This window comes from Rhizobium sp. RSm-3 (assembly GCF_001854685.1).
Classification (GTDB): domain Bacteria; phylum Pseudomonadota; class Alphaproteobacteria; order Rhizobiales; family Rhizobiaceae; genus Rhizobium; species Rhizobium ecuadorense.
In genome coordinates this window covers 25036-41266 of record NZ_MAWZ01000026.1, presented here as the reverse complement: position 1 = coordinate 41266, position 16231 = coordinate 25036, and the positions used below count along the sequence as shown (strand labels likewise).

Here is a 16231-nt window from a genome sequence, read left to right as displayed (position 1 = left end):
GGCTTGTCGAGAGGGTGGGCTCGCAAGATATTCTGGGCCAGCCTGCGGATGACAGCAAGATTTTGCGGTCCATTGTCCTTGCGGGTTCGAGCATCGTCCTCGTTGAAGACGACGTCGAGGATCCAGTGGAGCTGGTTTTCGATTGTCCAGTGGGCGCGCACGACTTCGGCGAGCTTTTTCGGCGTGAGGACTTTGGAGAGGGCGACATACCGGACGGCCTGCTCTGGCTTGCCATTGGCGCCAGTGCGCACCGCCTCGATACGGCCGATCGCCTTGAGGCCGGGCAGGCTGGGCCGTTTGGCCAGCCGGTCGACCGGCAGCACCGAGGCACGGCGCTGCTCCTCTCGCCCATGGCCGCGGTCGTGGGTCTCGAAGACGGCGAGATCGGTCGCCGCCGCAAAGCCGGCTTCGGCGGCCCTGAACAGCGGTCCATGATTGGCCTTCAGCCCGAGCGCGTATTGCGCCTTGGCCGCAAGCAGCGCCTGGGCCATCGCGGGATGGCAGTGCAGCGCATCTGCCGTCACCGTGCAGCCCTTCAGCGTCAACGCCTTGAGCACGCTGAGTGTCGCCTTGATCTCGTCGCCGCCCGGCGCACGCATCGCGGTGATCGAAAGCCGCGTTTCGACATCCCAAACGCTCACCATCAAGGGCGGCATGAAGGCGCGGCCCTTGTCGTATCCCCGCCGCAGCGACTTGCCGTCGATCGCCACCACGCCCCGGGGCGCCGGCAAGCCGAGCGCGCCCCGCAACGCCGTCATGAAGGCGCCGAACGCGCGCTCCAGTTCCGCTGGGTCGAGCAGCCGAAACACCCGGCTGAACGTGTCGTGGCTCGGCGCGCCATGCCGCAGCGCGACGATCTCGCGAAGTTCTTCCTGCCGCGCTTCGGAGAATTCCGCCATCTCCACACAAGTCTTGGCACCGCACAACGTCGCCAAAAGCGCCAGAAACAACAGCTCCCCCAGATCGTGCCGGGCATTCACGTCACGCGGGTCGCGAACTTCTCGCAATATCGAGATCAACAAAGTCATCGGCTCTCCCCAAATCAGAGAAAGCCCCTACTGAATCCAGCACATCCAAAGACGCAATACTTATATGCGATTCCCCTGGGGGTAAGGGCGTGGCCTGGAGGAACTGCGGGGGAGAGCACCGCTGGGACGTCCTCGACAAATCCAGAACTAGCGGGTCGTCCTGTCGTGATCTTTGAGGCAGGTCAAACTGACGATCGAATTGCCGATCTTTGCCGGATCGTCCTGCTCGGAAGATGATGGCAGCGCCTTGGCGCGCGCCGACACGCGTGACCGGATGACGGCGCGCGGCGTGCCGTAGAGGCCGAGGATCGGATTGTGGTCATGAGCTGTCATGGCTTGTCCCTCACGTGCCGCCGCCAAGCGAATGGACGAAGACGGTGAGTTCCTTGACCGTCGTATCGCCGAGGCGCCCTGCCCAGGCTGGCATGACGCCATGCTTGGGATTGGCCACCTGGCGAGCGATGGCGTCTTCGCCGCGCGCCTTCAACCAGATCGCGTCGGCGAGATCCGGCGCGCCCATTTCCACCTTCCCCTTAGCGTCCTCGCCGTGGCATGCAGCGCAGTTGTCGAGGAAGACCTGTTTTCCCGCAGCCGCGAGAGCGGGATCGGAGGGCGTATTGGTCAGCCCCCAGACATAAGCGGCGACCTGTTTCATCTGGATAGGCTCCAGGACATCGGTAAAGGCCGGCATCTCGGAAGCGTGAGTTTCGGCGTCCGAATCGAAGCGTATCCCGTGCGCGATCGTCGTCTGGATAGCGTCGAGATCCCCGCCCCACAGCCAGTCGTCGTCGTTGAGGTTCGGAAATCCCGGGCCGCCGCTGGCGCCCGAGCCATGGCACTGCGCGCAGTTTACCTTGAAAGCGGATGCACCGCCGGCAATGGCGAATTCCCGAAGAACAGGATCGGTGTCGATCTCCTCAACCGTCTTGGCGGCAATCAGATCATGGAACTTCGTCTGGGATGCCTTGGCGAGATCGAGATCCTGCTGCAGTTCGGCGCGCGTCGAGTAGCCGAAATAACCTTTCGTGGCGGAGGTGATCATCGGAATGGCCGGATAGGCGATGGCATAGCCGATCGCCCACAGGATCGTGACGTAGAACGTCCAGACCCACCAGCGCGGCATTGGGTTGTTGAGTTCGCGAATGCCGTCCCATTCATGGCCGGTCGTTTCGACGCCACTGAATTCGTCAATATGTTTTTCCGACATCTCAATCGTCCTTCAAGGGAATATCGGCGGCCTCTTTCGCAGTCTGCTTGCTGCCGGGGCGAAGGGTGAACGCAACCGCGCCCACGAAGAAGGCCGCCATCGCCAGAAGGCCCCAGCTGTCGGCGAAGTGTCTCATTGCAGTGTAGGTTTCCATGGATCACCTCAGCGGTAGCCGGTGGCGTCGTCATAGGTCGAGAAATCGACCAGCGTGCCGAGCATCTGCAGGTAGGACACCAGGGCGTCCATTTCGGTCAGCCTGGCGGGATCGCCGTCGAGGTCACCGACTTTCGCCTTGGGGTAGCGCGCAAGCAGCGCCGTCGTATCCGCGTTCGGATCGGCCTGGGCCTTCATGTCGGCCTCGGCATTCGCCAGCATGTCGTCGTTGTAGGGCACGCCCACATCCTCATTGGCCTTGAGGTCCATGCCGATATCCTTAACCGTCACCTCCTGCTCCTTGAGGAAGGCGTAGCTCGGCATGATCGATTCCGGCACCACTGCGCGCGGATCGGAGAGATGCTGGACGTGCCATTCGTTCGAGTAGCGGCCGCCGACGCGGGCGAGATCCGGCCCGGTCCGCTTGGACCCCCACTGGAAGGGGTGGTCGTACATGGACTCGGCTGCGAGCGAATAATGGCCGTAACGCTCCACCTCGTCGCGGAACGGCCGGATCATCTGGCTGTGGCAGAGATAGCAGCCTTCGCGGATGTAGATATTCCGCCCGGCGAGCTCCAGCGGCGTATAGGGCCGCATGCCCTCGACCTTTTCGATCGTGTTCTGCAGGTAGAAGAGCGGAGCGATTTCGACGATGCCGCCGATGCTCACGACCAGCAGTGAGCCGACGAGAAGAAGGGTGGCGTTCTTCTCGAGGATCTGATGTTTATCAAGTATCGATGCCATGTCTCACCTCATTCGGCAGGCTGTGCTTGGGGCACGAAAGTGGTCGGGATTGCAGCTTCGTCGCGCAGGTGGCCGCGGATCGTCATGAACACGTTCCAGGCCATGACGAGGCCGCCCGCCAGGTAAAGCGCTCCGCCGACCGCGCGCAGCACGTAGTAGGGGATCATCGCCGCGACAGTTTCCGCGAAGGAATAGACCAGGAAGCCCTGGGAATTGTATTCGCGCCACATCAGCCCCTGCTGGATGCCGGCAACCCAGAGCACCGCGGCGTAAATCACGATCCCGAGCGTTGCGAGCCAGAAGTGCCAGTTGACCATCCTCAGACTGTAGAGGCGCTCGCGTCCCCAAAGTTTCGGCGTCAGATAGTAGATCGCCCCGAAGGTGATCATCCCGACCCAGCCGAGGGCGCCGGAATGCACATGGCCGATCGTCCATTCGGTATAGTGGCTGAGCGAATTGACCGTCTTCACCGACATCATCGGGCCTTCGAAGGTCGACATGCCGTAAAAGGCGATGGCGACGATCATCATGCGGATGATCGGATCGGTGCGGATCTTGTCCCATGCGCCCGAGAGCGTCATGAGACCGTTGATCATGCCGCCCCAGGAGGGCATCCACAGCATCACAGAGAAGACCATGCCGAGCGTCTGGGCCCAGTCGGGCAGCGCCGTGTAATGCAGGTGATGCGGGCCGGCCCAGATATACATGAAGATCAGTGCCCAGAAGTGGATGATCGACAGCCGGTATGAATAGACGGGCCGATTGGCCTGCTTCGGCACGAAGTAATACATCATGCCGAGAAAGCCGGCGGTGAGGAAGAAGCCGACGGCGTTGTGGCCGTACCACCATTGGGTCAGCGCATCCTGGACGCCCGAGAAGAGCGAGTAGCTCTTGGAGCCGAGGAACGACGCCGGAACCGCCAGATTGTTGACCACGTGCAGCAGCGCGATGGTGACGATGAAGCCGAGATAGAACCAGTTCGCCACATAGATATGCGGCTCTTTGCGCTTCAGGATCGTGCCGAGATAGACAGCGAGATAAGCGACCCAGACGACGGTCAGCCAGAGGTCGACATACCATTCGGGTTCGGCATATTCGCGGGCCTGGGTGATGCCGAGAACATATCCGGTCGCAGCCATCACGATGAAGAGCTGATAGCCCCAGAACACGAACCAGGCGAGGCTGCCGCCGAAGAGACGGGCTCGACAGGTGCGCTGCACCACATAGAACGACGTCATGATCAGGGCGTTGCCGCCGAAGGCGAAGATGACCGCCGAGGTGTGAACGGGCCGCAGCCTTCCGAAATTCAGATAGGGCGCGATGTTAAGGTCGGGAAAGGCCAGTTGCAGCGCGATGACCACCCCGACGAGGAAGCCGACCACGCCCCAGAACACCGTGGCGATCAGGCCGTAGCGGATCACCTCGTCGAAATAGCCTGACACATCGACCTTTCGCCGCTGGTCCGCTGGTGCGAAGTCGACGTTCCTGACCAGCAGCACCGTTCCCACCGCGAGGCAGAAGCAGAGTATGCCCATATGGACCGCAAAGAGATGATCGTGCGCGAATGCGGCTCCCAGCAGCGCTAGAAACGCCGCGACCGCGACCACCATCGTTTCCGTCGTGTAACTCATGATGTCGTCCCCAATGCAAAGACGACCGCCTCGCGGCCGGCTTTCTCGTCGTTGGAGGCAGGACTGTCACGAAGCCGGCAATTGCTCCTTGATCTACATCAACCAGAAAATGGTAAGGCGGGATCGGGCCGCGGCCGTTACAAACTGTTACACTCTTTCACCCTTTGGCACCGTCCGCTCATTCCTGTGTGACGCAGCGGAGTTCTAGTCAGCCTATCGATCACGAGGGACAAGACGATGCTGATGCAGAACAACCAGGCGTTCGAAAATGCGAAGATGACGGGCGACGCGATCCACGCCGGTCACTCTCTTTCATCGCTTTTTCTAACATCGGCGGCAGAAACCGTCCCCGCCGGGAAGGCTATCTGCTGGGAGGGCGACGAAGCGACCCACCTCTTCCAGGTGGAAGAAGGGGTCGTGCGCCTCCATCGCATTATCGGCGAAGGCCGCCGAGTGATTATCGGGTTTCACTTTGCCGGCGATCTGATCGGCGCGTCGCTGCAAAACGATTTCCTGTTCACGGCGGAGGCTGTTACCGAATGCAGGATCCGCCGCATAGCCCGGAAGAGCTTCCATGAGGAAGTCGCCCGATCGAACGCACTCGGCCCCGCATACGTCTCGCTCCTCTGCCAGGAGGCGGCGGCGGCGCACGAACAGATGGTGCTCCTGTCGAAGAAGAACGCCGAGGAGCGGCTATGCAGCTTCATCGTCAAGCTCGCCTCCCGCCGCAGTCCTCAGCCGCGGCAGGGCCTGGTGCGTGTTCCGATGAACCGCCAAGACATTGCGGACCATCTCGGTCTGACCATCGAAACCGTATCGCGCACAATTACAAAACTTGCGTCGCGAAACATCGTTGTGCCCGAAGGCAGGCACGACCTCAGGATCGTCAATCTCGCCCGCCTTGCACAGTTGTCCGGTGATGCCGATGATTTTTCGGAGAATTCCTGTCATAGGGTCAAGCTGCACTGATGCAACGAACCGCAGGATCGACGTTCATGCCCCATCGCCTCGTTTCTCCGAGAACTGCATCGTACCAGGAACTGGATGCAATGGTGCACGTGCTCGATGGAGCGGACATTCTGATCCATCGTTTCGACGGAACCGTCACGCACTGGTCCATCGGCTGCGAGAACATGTATGGCTGGGCGAGAGAGGAAGCCGTCGGTGAGAAAGTTCACGAACTTTTGGCGACGACCTTTCCCGAACCGGCCGACAACATCCGCGACCAGCTGAAGTCGCGTGGTTTCTGGCAAGGCGAGATCATTCATCGCCACAAGGGCGGACACGACATTCACGTCGCATCCCGATGCGTGCTGGTCAATCTGCCGGATGGGGACTTTGCCGTCATTCAAACGAACAGCGACGTGAGCGCGTTGAGACGCGCCCAGGACGCGGTTAAATCCCGCGAAGCGCATCTGAGTTCGATCCTGGACACCGTGCCCGACGCCATGGTGGTGATCGATCGCAAGGGAATAGTGCTATCGTTCAGCAAGGCTGCCGAAAAGCTGTTTGGGCTGTCTTCCGATCAGATTTGCGGCCGCAACGTCAGCAACCTGATGCCGAACCCCTACCGCGACGCTCACGACGGCTATATCGATCATTATATCGAAACCGGCGAGAAACGCATCATCGGCTACGGCCGTGTCGTCACCGGGCAGCGGGCCGACGGGTCGCAATTTCCCATGGAACTCCATGTCGGCGAGACGACGGTGAACGGTGAGCAGATCTTCACCGGTTTCGTCCGCGATCTTACCAGCCGGTTCAAGATCGAAGAAGACCTTCGTCAGGCCCAGAAGATGGAAGCGATCGGGCAATTGACGGGAGGTATTGCCCACGACTTCAACAACCTCCTCACCGTCATCAGCGGCAATCTCGAAATGATCGAGGACAAGCTGCCGCCCGGCACCCTCCGCGAAATCCTCAACGAGGCCCAATCGGCCGCGCAGGACGGAGCGATCCTCACGGGTCAGTTGCTCGCCTTCGGCCGGCGCCAGCCATTGAATCCGAAGCATGCGGACCTCGGTCAGCTCGTCAGCGGCTTCTCCGATCTGCTCCGGCGAACGCTCAGCGAGGATATCAAGCTGTCGACCGTCATCGAAGGGGCCGGCCTGGACGTGCTTGTCGACAGTTCCCAGCTTCAGAATGCCATCCTGAACATCGCCTTGAACGCAAGGGACGCCATGCCGAAAGGCGGCAGTCTCACGACGACGATCTCGCGCGTCCATCTCGATGCCGATTATGCGAAGATGTACCCGGAGGTGCGTAGCGGCAACTTCGTGCTCATCGCCATGACCGATACCGGTTCCGGCATGAGCGAGGAGGTCAGGAAGCGTGCGATAGAACCGTTTTTCACGACGAAGGAAGTGGGCTCGGGTACAGGTCTCGGGCTCAGCATGGTTTATGGCTTCGTGAAGCAATCGGGCGGGCATCTCCAGCTTTACAGTGAGGTCGAACGCGGCACGACGGTTCGGATATATCTGCCCGCCGTCAACGGGTCGAAACATCAGCAAGCCGTGCCGGACCAAGGCTCAGGCGAAAACAGGCTGCCGGGAGGGGACGAAACGGTGCTGGTCGTCGAAGATGACGCCCGCGTCCGCCGCGTCGCCGTCGCCAGGCTCGCCTCGATGGGGTACACGGTGCTCGAAGCCGAAAGCGGCCACCGCGCCCTCGATCTGCTGCGCGACAATAGCGAGATCGCGCTCCTCTTTACCGACATTGTGATGCCGGGAGGGATGACGGGCGACGAACTGGCGCGGGAAGCGCGCCTCTTGCGGCCCGACATCGCCGTGCTCTTCACATCGGGATATTCCGAGCCGGGCCTTGCGGCCAAAGGCATTGTTCCCGGCGCGCAATGGCTGCGCAAACCCTACACTGCAAAGGACCTTGCGCTGAAGATCCGCGAGCTTCTCGACGCGCAGTGACATCTGCGGCCGCCATCCGGCTTATCATATCGAACCGACCTTCGCCGAGCCGATAATGCTCCGGCGAGAGGCCGGTCGTTTCGTTGTAAATTGACGATCGTCGCCTGATGTCGACGCTCCCCGGAACCCGATAATCTCAGGCCCAATCGCAAGCTTTTTCCTATATTTGACGAGCGTCAAAGAACCCCGGCGCCGCATATCTTAAAGCATGTTCACGAGGTCAAATCGCCTCGCAAAACAGGAGATATGCACATGCGCTTGAAATTCGCTCTGATCGCTGCAACGGCAGCCCTGATCGCTTCGGCCATGCCGTCGATGGCTGCCGATCATCAGGTTCAGATGCTCAATAAGGGTACGGACGGCGCGATGGTGTTCGAGCCCAGCTTTCTGAAGATCGCTCCCGGCGACACCGTAACCTTCATTCCCACCGACAAGAGCCACAACGTCGAGACCTTCAAGGGGCTCATTCCCGACGGCGCTCCCGAGTTCAAATCCAAGCCGAGCGAACAGTATCAGGCAAAGTTCGATGTTCCGGGCGCTTATGTCCTGAAGTGCACGCCGCATGTCGGCATGGGCATGGTTACGCTGATTGAGGTGGGTGACAGCCCGGCCAATCTCGACGCCATCAAGACCGCCAAGGTGCCGAATATGGTGCGCAAGCGGTTGGATGCCGACCTCGCCCAGATCACCCAGTAGTCAACCGACCGGTGCGGATGGCCGCGCTTGCGCGCCATCCCGCACGGTGGAGAGCCATCATGTTGAAGTCCATGGCAATTGCTTTCGCCGCAGCGGTTTGCGCAGCAGGCGCGGCCAGTGCCCACATCACCCTCGAGCAGGGCCGGGCGCCGTCAGGCACGGCATACAAGGCAGTTCTTCGCGTCGGCCATGGCTGTGAGGGCAAGGCGACGATCGAAATCCGCGTGAAGATCGCGGAGGGTTTGCTGTCGGCCAAACCGATGCCGAAATCGGGCTGGTCGGTCGAGAAGATCAACGCCGCCTACGAGAAAAGCTACGATCTCTACGGCAAGCCCGTGAGGGAAGGCGTCAGCGAAATCAGATGGTCCGGCGGCACCCTCGCCGACGACGAATATGACGAGTTCGTTTTCCGCGCGACGGTCGCGAAGGAGATTCCACCCGGCACCCGCATTTACGTTCCTGTCGTGCAGGAATGCACGGAAGGCGCCGTCGAGCGCTGGATTGAAGTTCCGGCCTCCGGCAAGTCGCCCGACGATTACGAAACCCCGGCTCCCTACTTCGACGTGGTCGAACAACCGCGTTCGTGAACCGGCGGGAGCCGTCGACCATGTGGCCCTCGAAAACAGGAAAACGGGTGACGCGTCGTCTTCAGGCGGCTCTTGTTGCAGCCATCATCGCGATGGGCATGCTGGTGCCGACAGGCGCGCTTGCCCACGCCGCTTTGAAAAGCTCGACTCCGGCGGCCGGCGAGACGCTGGACCGCGTGCCGGACGAAATCGAACTGCATTTCAACGAGCCGGTCAGGCTCATCCGGGCTACGGCAATCGACGGCAACGGCACGAACCAGGCCTTGGACGCCGACACATCGGGTGCGGATGTCCGATTGCGCTTCTCCGATCCGAACATCCGCGGCACAGTGATGGTGAGCTACCGCGTCGAGTCCGAAGACGGCCACCCTGTCGGCGGCACTCTGGTGTTCGAAATCGGCACGCCTTCTGCAAAGCCGCCGGTTACGGTTGGCGAGGGCTCCGGTCTCTCTTTGCCGATCGCCATGTGGCTCGTGCACACCGCCACGGTTCTATTCCTGGCCTTCGTGGTTGGCGGCGCGCTGTTCGATCGTTGGTTGGGCGCCCGTAACAACCCAACAGCGAGGGCCGCGACCGTCATGCTGCCGGGAGCCGCGTTGCTGGCGGCGGGGCTTTACCTGCAGGGGCTGGACGAAGCGGGAAGCGGTCTGGTCTTTGCCGGCGCGGCACCGCTCGAGATCGCCGTGCAGGGCAATGCCGCAATTTGCGCCAGCCTGTTCTTCCTGTCGCTGCTGACGATCGCGCTCCCCCTCGCCCGCCGCAAAACCACCGGGCGCGTTCTTGCCGTCGTCGCCCTGATATTGGCGGCGAGCGCTTTTACCTTCAGCGGACACTGCAGCGCGGCGGACCCGCGCTGGCTAGCGAGAACCGCCATATTTCTCCACAGCGCGACGCTGCTGTTCTGGGCGGGAAGCCTCCCGCCGCTCTGGAAGCTTGGCCGGACATCGCCGAACCTGCGCCCGCTGAGCAGCTTCTCGCGGATGATCCCGATCCCGTTCCTCGTCATGATCCTTGCCGGGGTCGTGCTTGCCATACTAGAGCTTCCGGCGCTCATCCAGATCCTGTCGTCGCTCTACGGCCGGATCCTTACGGTCAAGGTCGTGCTCGTGGCCTGTCTTTGCATGGTGGCCGTCTACAATCGCTTCTGGCTCACAGCGCCGACATTGGCCGGAAATCCGGTTGCGAGGGAAAGGCTACGCCGAAGCATCCTCTTCGAAATCTTCCTTGCCGTCGCGATCATCGGCACGGCGGGCCTCTGGCGCTTTGCCGGTCCGGGACAGGTAGAGGCCGCCGAGGTTTCGCAGGTTCTATCGATCCATCTGCATTCCGAAAAAGCGATGGCTCAACTGGAGCTTGGAGCCGAGGCGAGTGGCACGAGGAAGGTTCACGTCGCAATCATGGGTCCCGATTTCGATGCCCTCGATCCCAGGCAGGTCGTTCTTAGCCTGAGAAATCCGGGGTCGGCGATCGAGCCTATCAAGTTCGAACTCACCAAAGCTCCGGAAGGCGGGTGGGAGGTGGAGGGGTGCCCGGTACGGGATCCGAAGGGCTGGCTCGCCGATCTCGAAGTGCTCGTGGATGATTTCCATGCAGTGCATCTCGAAGGTGGACTGTCGGACTGACGGCCGACCTATCACAGCCCTGTCTTGGCTTGCCCGCCCGGTAGCAGGAGGTCGAAGACGTGACCATAAGACGAAGTGGAGCGCCGCAACGATCCATTGTGTAGTTCCGCGATACGCTCCACGATCTTCAGCCCTATTCCAAGACTGTCCGTATTCCGGGTTTGGTGAGGGGGATCCTCTTGTCGAACGTCCCGCTTATCCTCGACGTGAATGCCGTATTCTCCCACCCTGACGATGATCTGCGTCGAATCCGGCGTATGGCGAACCGCGTTCTCGATCAGGTTGCGAAGGGCATCTTTGAGGAGGGCCGGCGCGGCGCTGACACTTGCCGTCTCGGCATCGGCGAACACCTCGAGCGAATGTTTGTTTTCGTAAACCCAAGGCGCAAGCTGCTCTGCAACACCTGTCGTGAGGGCGACGAGATCGACCTCTTCGAACGCGCTGTGATCGAACGTGTCCAGCCGCGCCAGCGCAGTCAGCTGAGCGACGAAATGCATGAGGTCGTCGAGATCTCCTTCGGCTCTCCGCGCCCTCGGATGGTCGATACGGCCGAGCTCGAGTTTGATGGCCGCAAGCGGTGTGCGGACCTCATGTGCAATGCCGGATGTCAATATCCTCTGTGAATTCATGAGGTCACCGACACGCTGAAACGCCCGATTTACGGCCACAGCGAGGTGAGCGATTTCTCGCGGCATTCCCTCGAACGGCAGATGAGATCTGGAATCCATCGGATCGATGAGTTCGGCAGCATCGGCCGCGGCCTTCACGGGCGTCAGAGCGCGGCGCACCGACCACAAAGTCGCCCCGAGAACAAGCCCGAGCAGGATGCTCATCGGCACGATCATATGCTCGAGAATCTCGTTCCAGAAGACGCCGGAGGCGAGATTCTCAGGATCGCCCACCGTGGCGACATCAACGAGAATCCGGTGCTCGCCGATCTTGAAGGCTCGCCCTCCGACCAGCGTGAGAGGTTTTCCAGGCTTGACGGTCCGAAGCCAGAAATCCGGCGGGTTGACCTCCGCGGGCAGAAATCGGCTTTCGCAGGCATCGTCGCAGGATTCGAAAATCAGATCGCCCCGGTCGTTCCGAATGCGGGCGACATAACCTGTTTGCGAATGTGCGTAGCGCCGGCTGATGGTTTCGGGCAGCTGGTAGGTAACTGCGCCGTCCCTATCCCCCACGCCCGAGGCAAGCCGCTCGGTCTCCTGCTCGACATACAGGCGGGAAAGCTCGCCTACATTCCAATAGTAGTCGGAAAAGATGACGCCCAGTTGGACCAACATCGCGACCATGGCGAAAAACGCGATCCTTCGCGTCAGAATGGCCGTCAGCGTGGGATTCGACCGAATCAATCACGTTCCTCGCGCAGCATGTAACCGACACCTCTCACGGTTTCGATGACGGCATCGGCGGGATGTCCCTCCAATTTCCGGCGAAGTCGGGAGACCGCCAGCTCGACGGCATTGCTGCTGCGCTCGTCGCCGAACTCGGAGAAAGCGTGTTCCATCTTGCGCTTGGAAACCACCTTCCCGCCATTGCGCATCAGCAGTTCGAGCAGCGACTTTTCCGAGGGGGCGAGCGCCATCTCGGTGCCGTTGCAGGTAACCTGGCGGGACGCCATTTCGAACCTGACGTCAGCAAATTCCAATGTCGGCATTGTTGTCACCGGCGAGCGCCGCATCAGGGCGCGAATTCGCGCGATAAGTTCGCCATTGTTGAAGGGTTTGATCAGATAGTCGTCCGCCCCGGCATCCAGCCCGGCGATGCGCTCGTCGACGGCTCCCCGCGCCGTCAGCACAAGCACCGGGATCTGCTGCTTGGCGGCGCGCAGGGACTTCAGCACGGAGAGACCGTCCTCGTCGGGCAGGCCGAGATCGAGAAGAAGGAGATCATAGCCAGCGCCCTCAAGCGCAAGGCGGCCTTCATTCGCCGTCGCAAAGGCGTCGATGCGCCAACCGGCCTCGCGGATGGCTTCGCAAAGAAGTTCGCGAAGCCGGGCACTGTCCTCAATGAGAAGTATCCTCATGCTCTCTTTCGACCCGTCACCATGGACCAGACAAGATTCTCCCTATGTCTCCAGCTCTCAACCAATGCCGCCCCAGCATGGATGAAGGCCAGGATCATAATGCTGTTGGCGAGAGCACCGTGCACCTCCTCAAGCCACTTGTCGCCCCAGAAGGCATCGAGTGTCGTCATCCAGCCGGTTGCCGCGGTCATCGCAAGAAGCGTCATAAGGCTCAGCATCATGATCGATGCCACGGGATTGTGGCCGATGTAGCGCTGCTCCCTGCCGTTGATCATGCCGAGGATCTGCTCCCTGACTTTGCCGGGCGTTGGGAAGAAATCACCGAACCGCGCATGTCTGGTTCCGACGAAGCCCCAGATGATCCGCATGGCGATGGCAGCGGCGACGACATATCCGGTCAAACGATGCCAATATTTTCCTTCCCCCAAAACAAAAAGGTTGAGGATGCAGGCGGCAACGACAGTCCAGTGAAACAGCCTGACCATCGGGTCCCAGACCTTGACGGTATCGTTTACGGTCTCGGAGGGCCGAAGGCCCTCCTGCTCCTGCAACTGAACGGGCGTCATGATCAGTCGCCTTTCTGGACGATTTCGCCCGATACCGGATTGAAATAGACCTCGGCGCGATTGCCGTCCTTGTCCTTGCCGTAGATTTCATAGCAGCTTCCGGTGATCTCGAAGGTTTTCACCTTGTAGCCCAGCGCATCGATCTTTTCCTTCATGGCTTTCTCCGGCATCCATTTGGACTTCGGCTCCTTGGTGCAGCTTGGGCTGGCGAGTGCCAAGGCTGGAGTTGTGGCCAGGATGACAAGGGCGACGGTCAGTTTCATTTTCATGGTTCGATCCTTTGCTTGTGCCTTCCATAAGGCGGCAAGCGACTGGATAGAGACCGGAAGCTGTCTGTTTGCTGTCGGCGAGATCATTCATGTGCGGCAGGCAGAGACCAGAGCCTGCAGACGACGGCATTGTTCAAGCCGCTTCGGTTTGCTCGATCGCATCCGTCAAGTCCCGCGCCCGTTCAGCCTCCACCGCCCGCTGCATCAATCTGATGATCTCGCGTTCCGATCTGATATGCCCACGCATCGAGCAGAAAAACGAACGCAGCTGGTATCCCACGGCCTCCCAGGAGAGCCGGCAGCGCCCCTCGCCTAGGGTTTCCAGCGTAACGGCGACGTCTTGAGCGGCGCCGCGATCAAACATACGTCCTGCCCGCCGGCGTTCGGCCGCATCGGCCTTGTCACTCGCTTCCATGATCAAGCCCAGTCCCGACGAAATAAGGCGCTCTTCGAGTTCATGCGTCGTCAGCAGGAGCGGGATCAGTCCGCTTGAGATACGGCCGCAGAGGCTTTCGTCGATATGGCAAGGCAGGAAGTCGGCGATTGCCTGGAGCACGTCGCACCATGCCATGAGCTGGCCGTAGCAGCTTTCGAGTTCTGCGAAATCGGTCGGGATCGGGTTTTTCATCATATTACCTCTGCAAGAATTGACCGACGGCGATCGCTATTGTCGCGAGAATCGCGGCGACGGCGCCCGTTCGCTGCAGAACGCCCATCTGATAAAGGGCGATTGCGAACACTGTGATCACGGGAGTGGCTATCGATAGCCCCATCTGCGCGTCGGTCATCAGGATCTCCTCTCGGCAGAACCCTAGGCTGGATGACCGGCACGCTCTTTGCGATCGATCAAAGAGATGGCGCGATACCGCCAGCTCTGCCGATCAGGCGGCCTTGCTGTGCGTGCGTCCGAGCGAGCCGAAATAGGCGTCGAATGCCGCCGCAACGGCACGGACCATGAAGCGTGCGTCCTGGGAGACGACGATCCTGTTGTCGCGGATCGTCACGACGCCATCGGCCACGAGTTCGCCGAGACGTTCGTTACGCTCGACGAGGAAGCCGGTGTCGAAACCCAACTCTCTGCTCAGGCTTCCCAAATCGACTTCGAAATCGCACATCAGTCGCTCGATGATTCTGCCCCGAAGCTTGTCCTCTTCGGTCAGAAGATATCCCTTGGCCGTCGGCAGCACGCCGGACGCGACACGCTCCGCATAGAGACCCAGCGGCACGTGGTTCTGCATATACCCGGTCGGCAATCGCCCGATCGCCGAAGCGCCGAGGCCGATGAGGCTATCGCAATCGTCGGTGGTGTAGCCCTGGAAATTCCGCCTCATTTCCCCCTCGCGCGCGGCGACCGCCAACTGATCCTCCGGCAGCGCGAAGTGATCGAGCCCGATGCGCTCATATCCGGCTTTTTCAAGCTCCTGGGCGATGGCTTCGGCCTGTTCGTTGCGCTGCCTGGCATCCGGAAGCGATGCTTCGTCGATGAGGCGCTGATGCTTCTTGAAGGCAGGTATATGGGCATAGCCGAAAACGGCGAAACGTTCCGGACGCAACTGCGCGGCGAGCCGGACAGTTTCGACGCAGGATTGCACGGTCTGCTTGGGGAGGCCGTATATCAGGTCGAAATTGATGCTGGTAACCCCTGCAGACCGCAGCCCGGCGACCGCAGCCTCCGTCTGTTCGAAGGATTGCATCCGATTGATGGCGGCCTGCACGATCGGGTCGAAGCTCTGGACGCCGAGGCTCGCGCGGTCGACGCCGTTTTCGCCCAGCACTTCGATCATGGACGCGGCCAAGGTGCGCGGATCGATTTCGACCGCAACGCTGGCATCCGCCTCGAAGGCGAAGGCGCTCCTGAGCTTCGCCATCAGTGCCGTAAATTCCTGCGGCTTCATGATCGTCGGCGTGCCGCCGCCGAAATGAACGTTCTTGACGGGCACGTCGTTTCCGGCTGCAAAGGAGACGAGCTCGATCTCCTGGCTCATCACGTCGAGATATTCGACAACGGGGGCGTCCTGCCGGGTGATGGTCGTGTGGCAGCCGCAATACCAGCACATCGAACGACAGAAGGGCACGTGAAGATAGACGGAAACCGGGCCGGCTTTTCCGATATTCGCGAGGCCTTTGACATATTCATCCGGCCCCACGGCGGCTGAAAAGGCCGGGGCCGTCGGGTAGCTCGTGTAACGCGGGAGTCGCGCATCGCCATATTTGGCGACCAAATTGTCGGACATTGTCGCATCCTCTATCAAAATCAGGATGCTTTATGACCTTCGGCCGCGCAGTCTTCCTTGTCCCAAATCAATGAGGATGCTTGACCGGGAATCATCCGGATATTTGTCCGCCGTCAAAGTGGCTTTCCGCAAAGCCCTTTACCGTCTCGTTCTGGCGCGGGACGAGACGCGATCCCGCCAGTCTGCAAGACGCGGCAAAAGGAAACAGCCAGATGACCGATGCGCAAACCATCCACGCCGAAGCTCCCCACATCGATGTCAGGACGATACATCCTATCGAGCGGCATCCCCGGATTTTTGGCACGCTCAGCGCACTGACCCCCGGCGACGCCATGCTGATCACCAGCGATCATGAGCCCCGGCCCCTGCATTACCAGCTTGAAACCGCATTTCCGGGAAAATTCCTCTGGGAATATCTGGAACAGGGGCCTGACGTCTGGCGCGTACAGATCACCCGCCAGGATTCCGGTTGCGACTGCTGCTGCGGCAGCCACTGAGTTCGGGGCAGCGCGATGATGCCGGTGGGAGCAACACTGTCGCGTTGGAC

At 60.8% G+C, this 16231-nt stretch carries 19 protein-coding genes; 6 read left to right on the top strand and 13 right to left on the bottom strand.

Annotation, left to right across the window (positions count from 1 at the left end; genetic code table 11):
* The 6 genes from BBJ66_RS21765 to ccoN form a co-directional block, all read right to left on the bottom strand.
* Positions 1-1028: ISAs1 family transposase (locus BBJ66_RS21765; protein ID WP_083335601.1), on the bottom strand; the 1028-nt coding region annotated here is incomplete at its 3' end.
* 147 nt (positions 1029-1175) lie between these two features.
* On the bottom strand, positions 1176-1361 hold the full coding sequence (locus BBJ66_RS21760) for a hypothetical protein (protein WP_049732171.1): 186 nt from the start codon (positions 1359-1361) through the stop codon (positions 1176-1178).
* A 10-nt stretch (positions 1362-1371) separates the two neighbouring features.
* Entirely contained in the window at positions 1372-2235 is an 864-nt protein-coding gene (gene ccoP / locus BBJ66_RS21755) for a cytochrome-c oxidase, cbb3-type subunit III (protein ID WP_049732172.1), read from the bottom strand.
* A gap of 1 nt (position 2236) precedes the next feature.
* Positions 2237-2389 (bottom strand): CcoQ/FixQ family Cbb3-type cytochrome c oxidase assembly chaperone, encoded by a 153-nt coding sequence (locus BBJ66_RS21750; RefSeq protein WP_049732173.1) that lies wholly within the window; start codon positions 2387-2389, stop codon positions 2237-2239.
* Between the two features lie 8 nt (positions 2390-2397).
* The gene (gene ccoO, locus BBJ66_RS21745; protein ID WP_071089741.1) at positions 2398-3132 is read right to left on the bottom strand and encodes a cytochrome-c oxidase, cbb3-type subunit II; all 735 of its coding nucleotides are present in this window, start codon (positions 3130-3132) and stop codon (positions 2398-2400) included.
* A gap of 8 nt (positions 3133-3140) precedes the next feature.
* Positions 3141-4763 carry a cytochrome-c oxidase, cbb3-type subunit I gene (gene ccoN, locus BBJ66_RS21740; protein ID WP_049732175.1) on the bottom strand — a complete coding sequence of 541 codons (1623 nt, stop codon included), beginning with the start codon at positions 4761-4763 and terminating at the stop codon, positions 3141-3143.
* 237 nt (positions 4764-5000) lie between these two features.
* On the opposite strand from ccoN, the gene BBJ66_RS21735 reads away from it, so the two are divergent.
* The 5 genes from BBJ66_RS21735 to BBJ66_RS21715 all read left to right on the top strand — a co-directional run bounded on the left by BBJ66_RS21735 (position 5001) and on the right by BBJ66_RS21715 (position 10589).
* Positions 5001-5732 (top strand): Crp/Fnr family transcriptional regulator, encoded by a 732-nt coding sequence (locus BBJ66_RS21735; protein WP_049732176.1) that lies wholly within the window; start codon positions 5001-5003, stop codon positions 5730-5732.
* Between the two features lie 26 nt (positions 5733-5758).
* A complete protein-coding gene (locus BBJ66_RS21730) occupies positions 5759-7684 on the top strand; it encodes a PAS domain S-box protein (protein ID WP_071089738.1) in 1926 nt (641 codons plus the stop codon).
* A gap of 252 nt (positions 7685-7936) precedes the next feature.
* Complete coding sequence (locus BBJ66_RS21725; RefSeq protein ID WP_071089735.1) at positions 7937-8380, top strand: pseudoazurin; 444 nt, start codon at positions 7937-7939, stop codon at positions 8378-8380.
* Between the two features lie 59 nt (positions 8381-8439).
* Entirely contained in the window at positions 8440-8967 is a 528-nt protein-coding gene (locus tag BBJ66_RS21720; RefSeq protein WP_049732178.1) for a YcnI family protein, read from the top strand.
* Positions 8968-9014: 47 nt separating this feature from the next.
* Complete coding sequence (locus tag BBJ66_RS21715) at positions 9015-10589, top strand: copper resistance CopC/CopD family protein (RefSeq protein ID WP_244511731.1); 1575 nt, start codon at positions 9015-9017, stop codon at positions 10587-10589.
* A gap of 11 nt (positions 10590-10600) precedes the next feature.
* Here the strand turns inward: BBJ66_RS21715 and BBJ66_RS21710 are convergent, their stop codons facing one another.
* The 7 genes from BBJ66_RS21710 to hemN all read right to left on the bottom strand — a co-directional run bounded on the left by BBJ66_RS21710 (position 10601) and on the right by hemN (position 15684).
* Complete coding sequence (locus BBJ66_RS21710; protein WP_049732180.1) at positions 10601-11941, bottom strand: sensor histidine kinase; 1341 nt, start codon at positions 11939-11941, stop codon at positions 10601-10603.
* Complete coding sequence (locus BBJ66_RS21705) at positions 11938-12615, bottom strand: response regulator (protein ID WP_071089731.1); 678 nt, start codon at positions 12613-12615, stop codon at positions 11938-11940. The genes BBJ66_RS21710 and BBJ66_RS21705 overlap by 4 nt, the downstream gene beginning before the upstream one ends.
* Positions 12612-13181 carry a cytochrome b/b6 domain-containing protein gene (locus tag BBJ66_RS21700; protein ID WP_071089728.1) on the bottom strand — a complete coding sequence of 190 codons (570 nt, stop codon included), beginning with the start codon at positions 13179-13181 and terminating at the stop codon, positions 12612-12614. Before BBJ66_RS21700 ends, BBJ66_RS21705 begins: the two co-directional genes overlap by 4 nt.
* Positions 13182-13183: 2 nt before the next feature.
* On the bottom strand, positions 13184-13450 hold the full coding sequence (locus BBJ66_RS21695) for a PepSY domain-containing protein (RefSeq protein WP_049732183.1): 267 nt from the start codon (positions 13448-13450) through the stop codon (positions 13184-13186).
* A gap of 133 nt (positions 13451-13583) precedes the next feature.
* Positions 13584-14078, bottom strand: coding sequence for a hypothetical protein (locus BBJ66_RS21690; protein ID WP_049732207.1), 495 nt, complete (start codon positions 14076-14078; stop codon positions 13584-13586).
* Between the two features lie 4 nt (positions 14079-14082).
* Entirely contained in the window at positions 14083-14238 is a 156-nt protein-coding gene (locus BBJ66_RS35035; RefSeq protein WP_167347738.1) for a hypothetical protein, read from the bottom strand.
* 93 nt (positions 14239-14331) lie between these two features.
* Positions 14332-15684, bottom strand: a complete 1353-nt coding sequence (gene hemN, locus BBJ66_RS21685; protein WP_071089726.1) for an oxygen-independent coproporphyrinogen III oxidase — start codon at positions 15682-15684, stop codon at positions 14332-14334.
* A gap of 212 nt (positions 15685-15896) precedes the next feature.
* Between hemN and BBJ66_RS21680 the strand changes: the two genes are divergently transcribed.
* The gene (locus BBJ66_RS21680; RefSeq protein WP_049732185.1) at positions 15897-16181 is read left to right on the top strand and encodes a DUF2249 domain-containing protein; all 285 of its coding nucleotides are present in this window, start codon (positions 15897-15899) and stop codon (positions 16179-16181) included.
* Positions 16182-16231 lie beyond the last annotated feature (50 nt).

Coding starts and splice junctions, on each gene's coding strand:
- BBJ66_RS21760 (WP_049732171.1), bottom strand. CDS start 1,361: ATGACAGCTCATGACCACAATCCGATCCTCGGCCTCTACGGCACGCCG.
- ccoP (WP_049732172.1), bottom strand. CDS start 2,235: ATGTCGGAAAAACATATTGACGAATTCAGTGGCGTCGAAACGACCGGC.
- BBJ66_RS21750 (WP_049732173.1), bottom strand. CDS start 2,389: ATGGAAACCTACACTGCAATGAGACACTTCGCCGACAGCTGGGGCCTT.
- ccoO (WP_071089741.1), bottom strand. CDS start 3,132: ATGGCATCGATACTTGATAAACATCAGATCCTCGAGAAGAACGCCACC.
- ccoN (WP_049732175.1), bottom strand. CDS start 4,763: ATGAGTTACACGACGGAAACGATGGTGGTCGCGGTCGCGGCGTTTCTA.
- BBJ66_RS21735 (WP_049732176.1), top strand. CDS start 5,001: ATGCTGATGCAGAACAACCAGGCGTTCGAAAATGCGAAGATGACGGGC.
- BBJ66_RS21730 (WP_071089738.1), top strand. CDS start 5,759: ATGCCCCATCGCCTCGTTTCTCCGAGAACTGCATCGTACCAGGAACTG.
- BBJ66_RS21725 (WP_071089735.1), top strand. CDS start 7,937: ATGCGCTTGAAATTCGCTCTGATCGCTGCAACGGCAGCCCTGATCGCT.
- BBJ66_RS21720 (WP_049732178.1), top strand. CDS start 8,440: ATGTTGAAGTCCATGGCAATTGCTTTCGCCGCAGCGGTTTGCGCAGCA.
- BBJ66_RS21705 (WP_071089731.1), bottom strand. CDS start 12,615: ATGAGGATACTTCTCATTGAGGACAGTGCCCGGCTTCGCGAACTTCTT.
- BBJ66_RS21700 (WP_071089728.1), bottom strand. CDS start 13,181: ATGACGCCCGTTCAGTTGCAGGAGCAGGAGGGCCTTCGGCCCTCCGAG.
- BBJ66_RS21695 (WP_049732183.1), bottom strand. CDS start 13,450: ATGAAAATGAAACTGACCGTCGCCCTTGTCATCCTGGCCACAACTCCA.
- BBJ66_RS21690 (WP_049732207.1), bottom strand. CDS start 14,078: ATGAAAAACCCGATCCCGACCGATTTCGCAGAACTCGAAAGCTGCTAC.
- BBJ66_RS35035 (WP_167347738.1), bottom strand. CDS start 14,238: ATGACCGACGCGCAGATGGGGCTATCGATAGCCACTCCCGTGATCACA.
- hemN (WP_071089726.1), bottom strand. CDS start 15,684: ATGTCCGACAATTTGGTCGCCAAATATGGCGATGCGCGACTCCCGCGT.
- BBJ66_RS21680 (WP_049732185.1), top strand. CDS start 15,897: ATGACCGATGCGCAAACCATCCACGCCGAAGCTCCCCACATCGATGTC.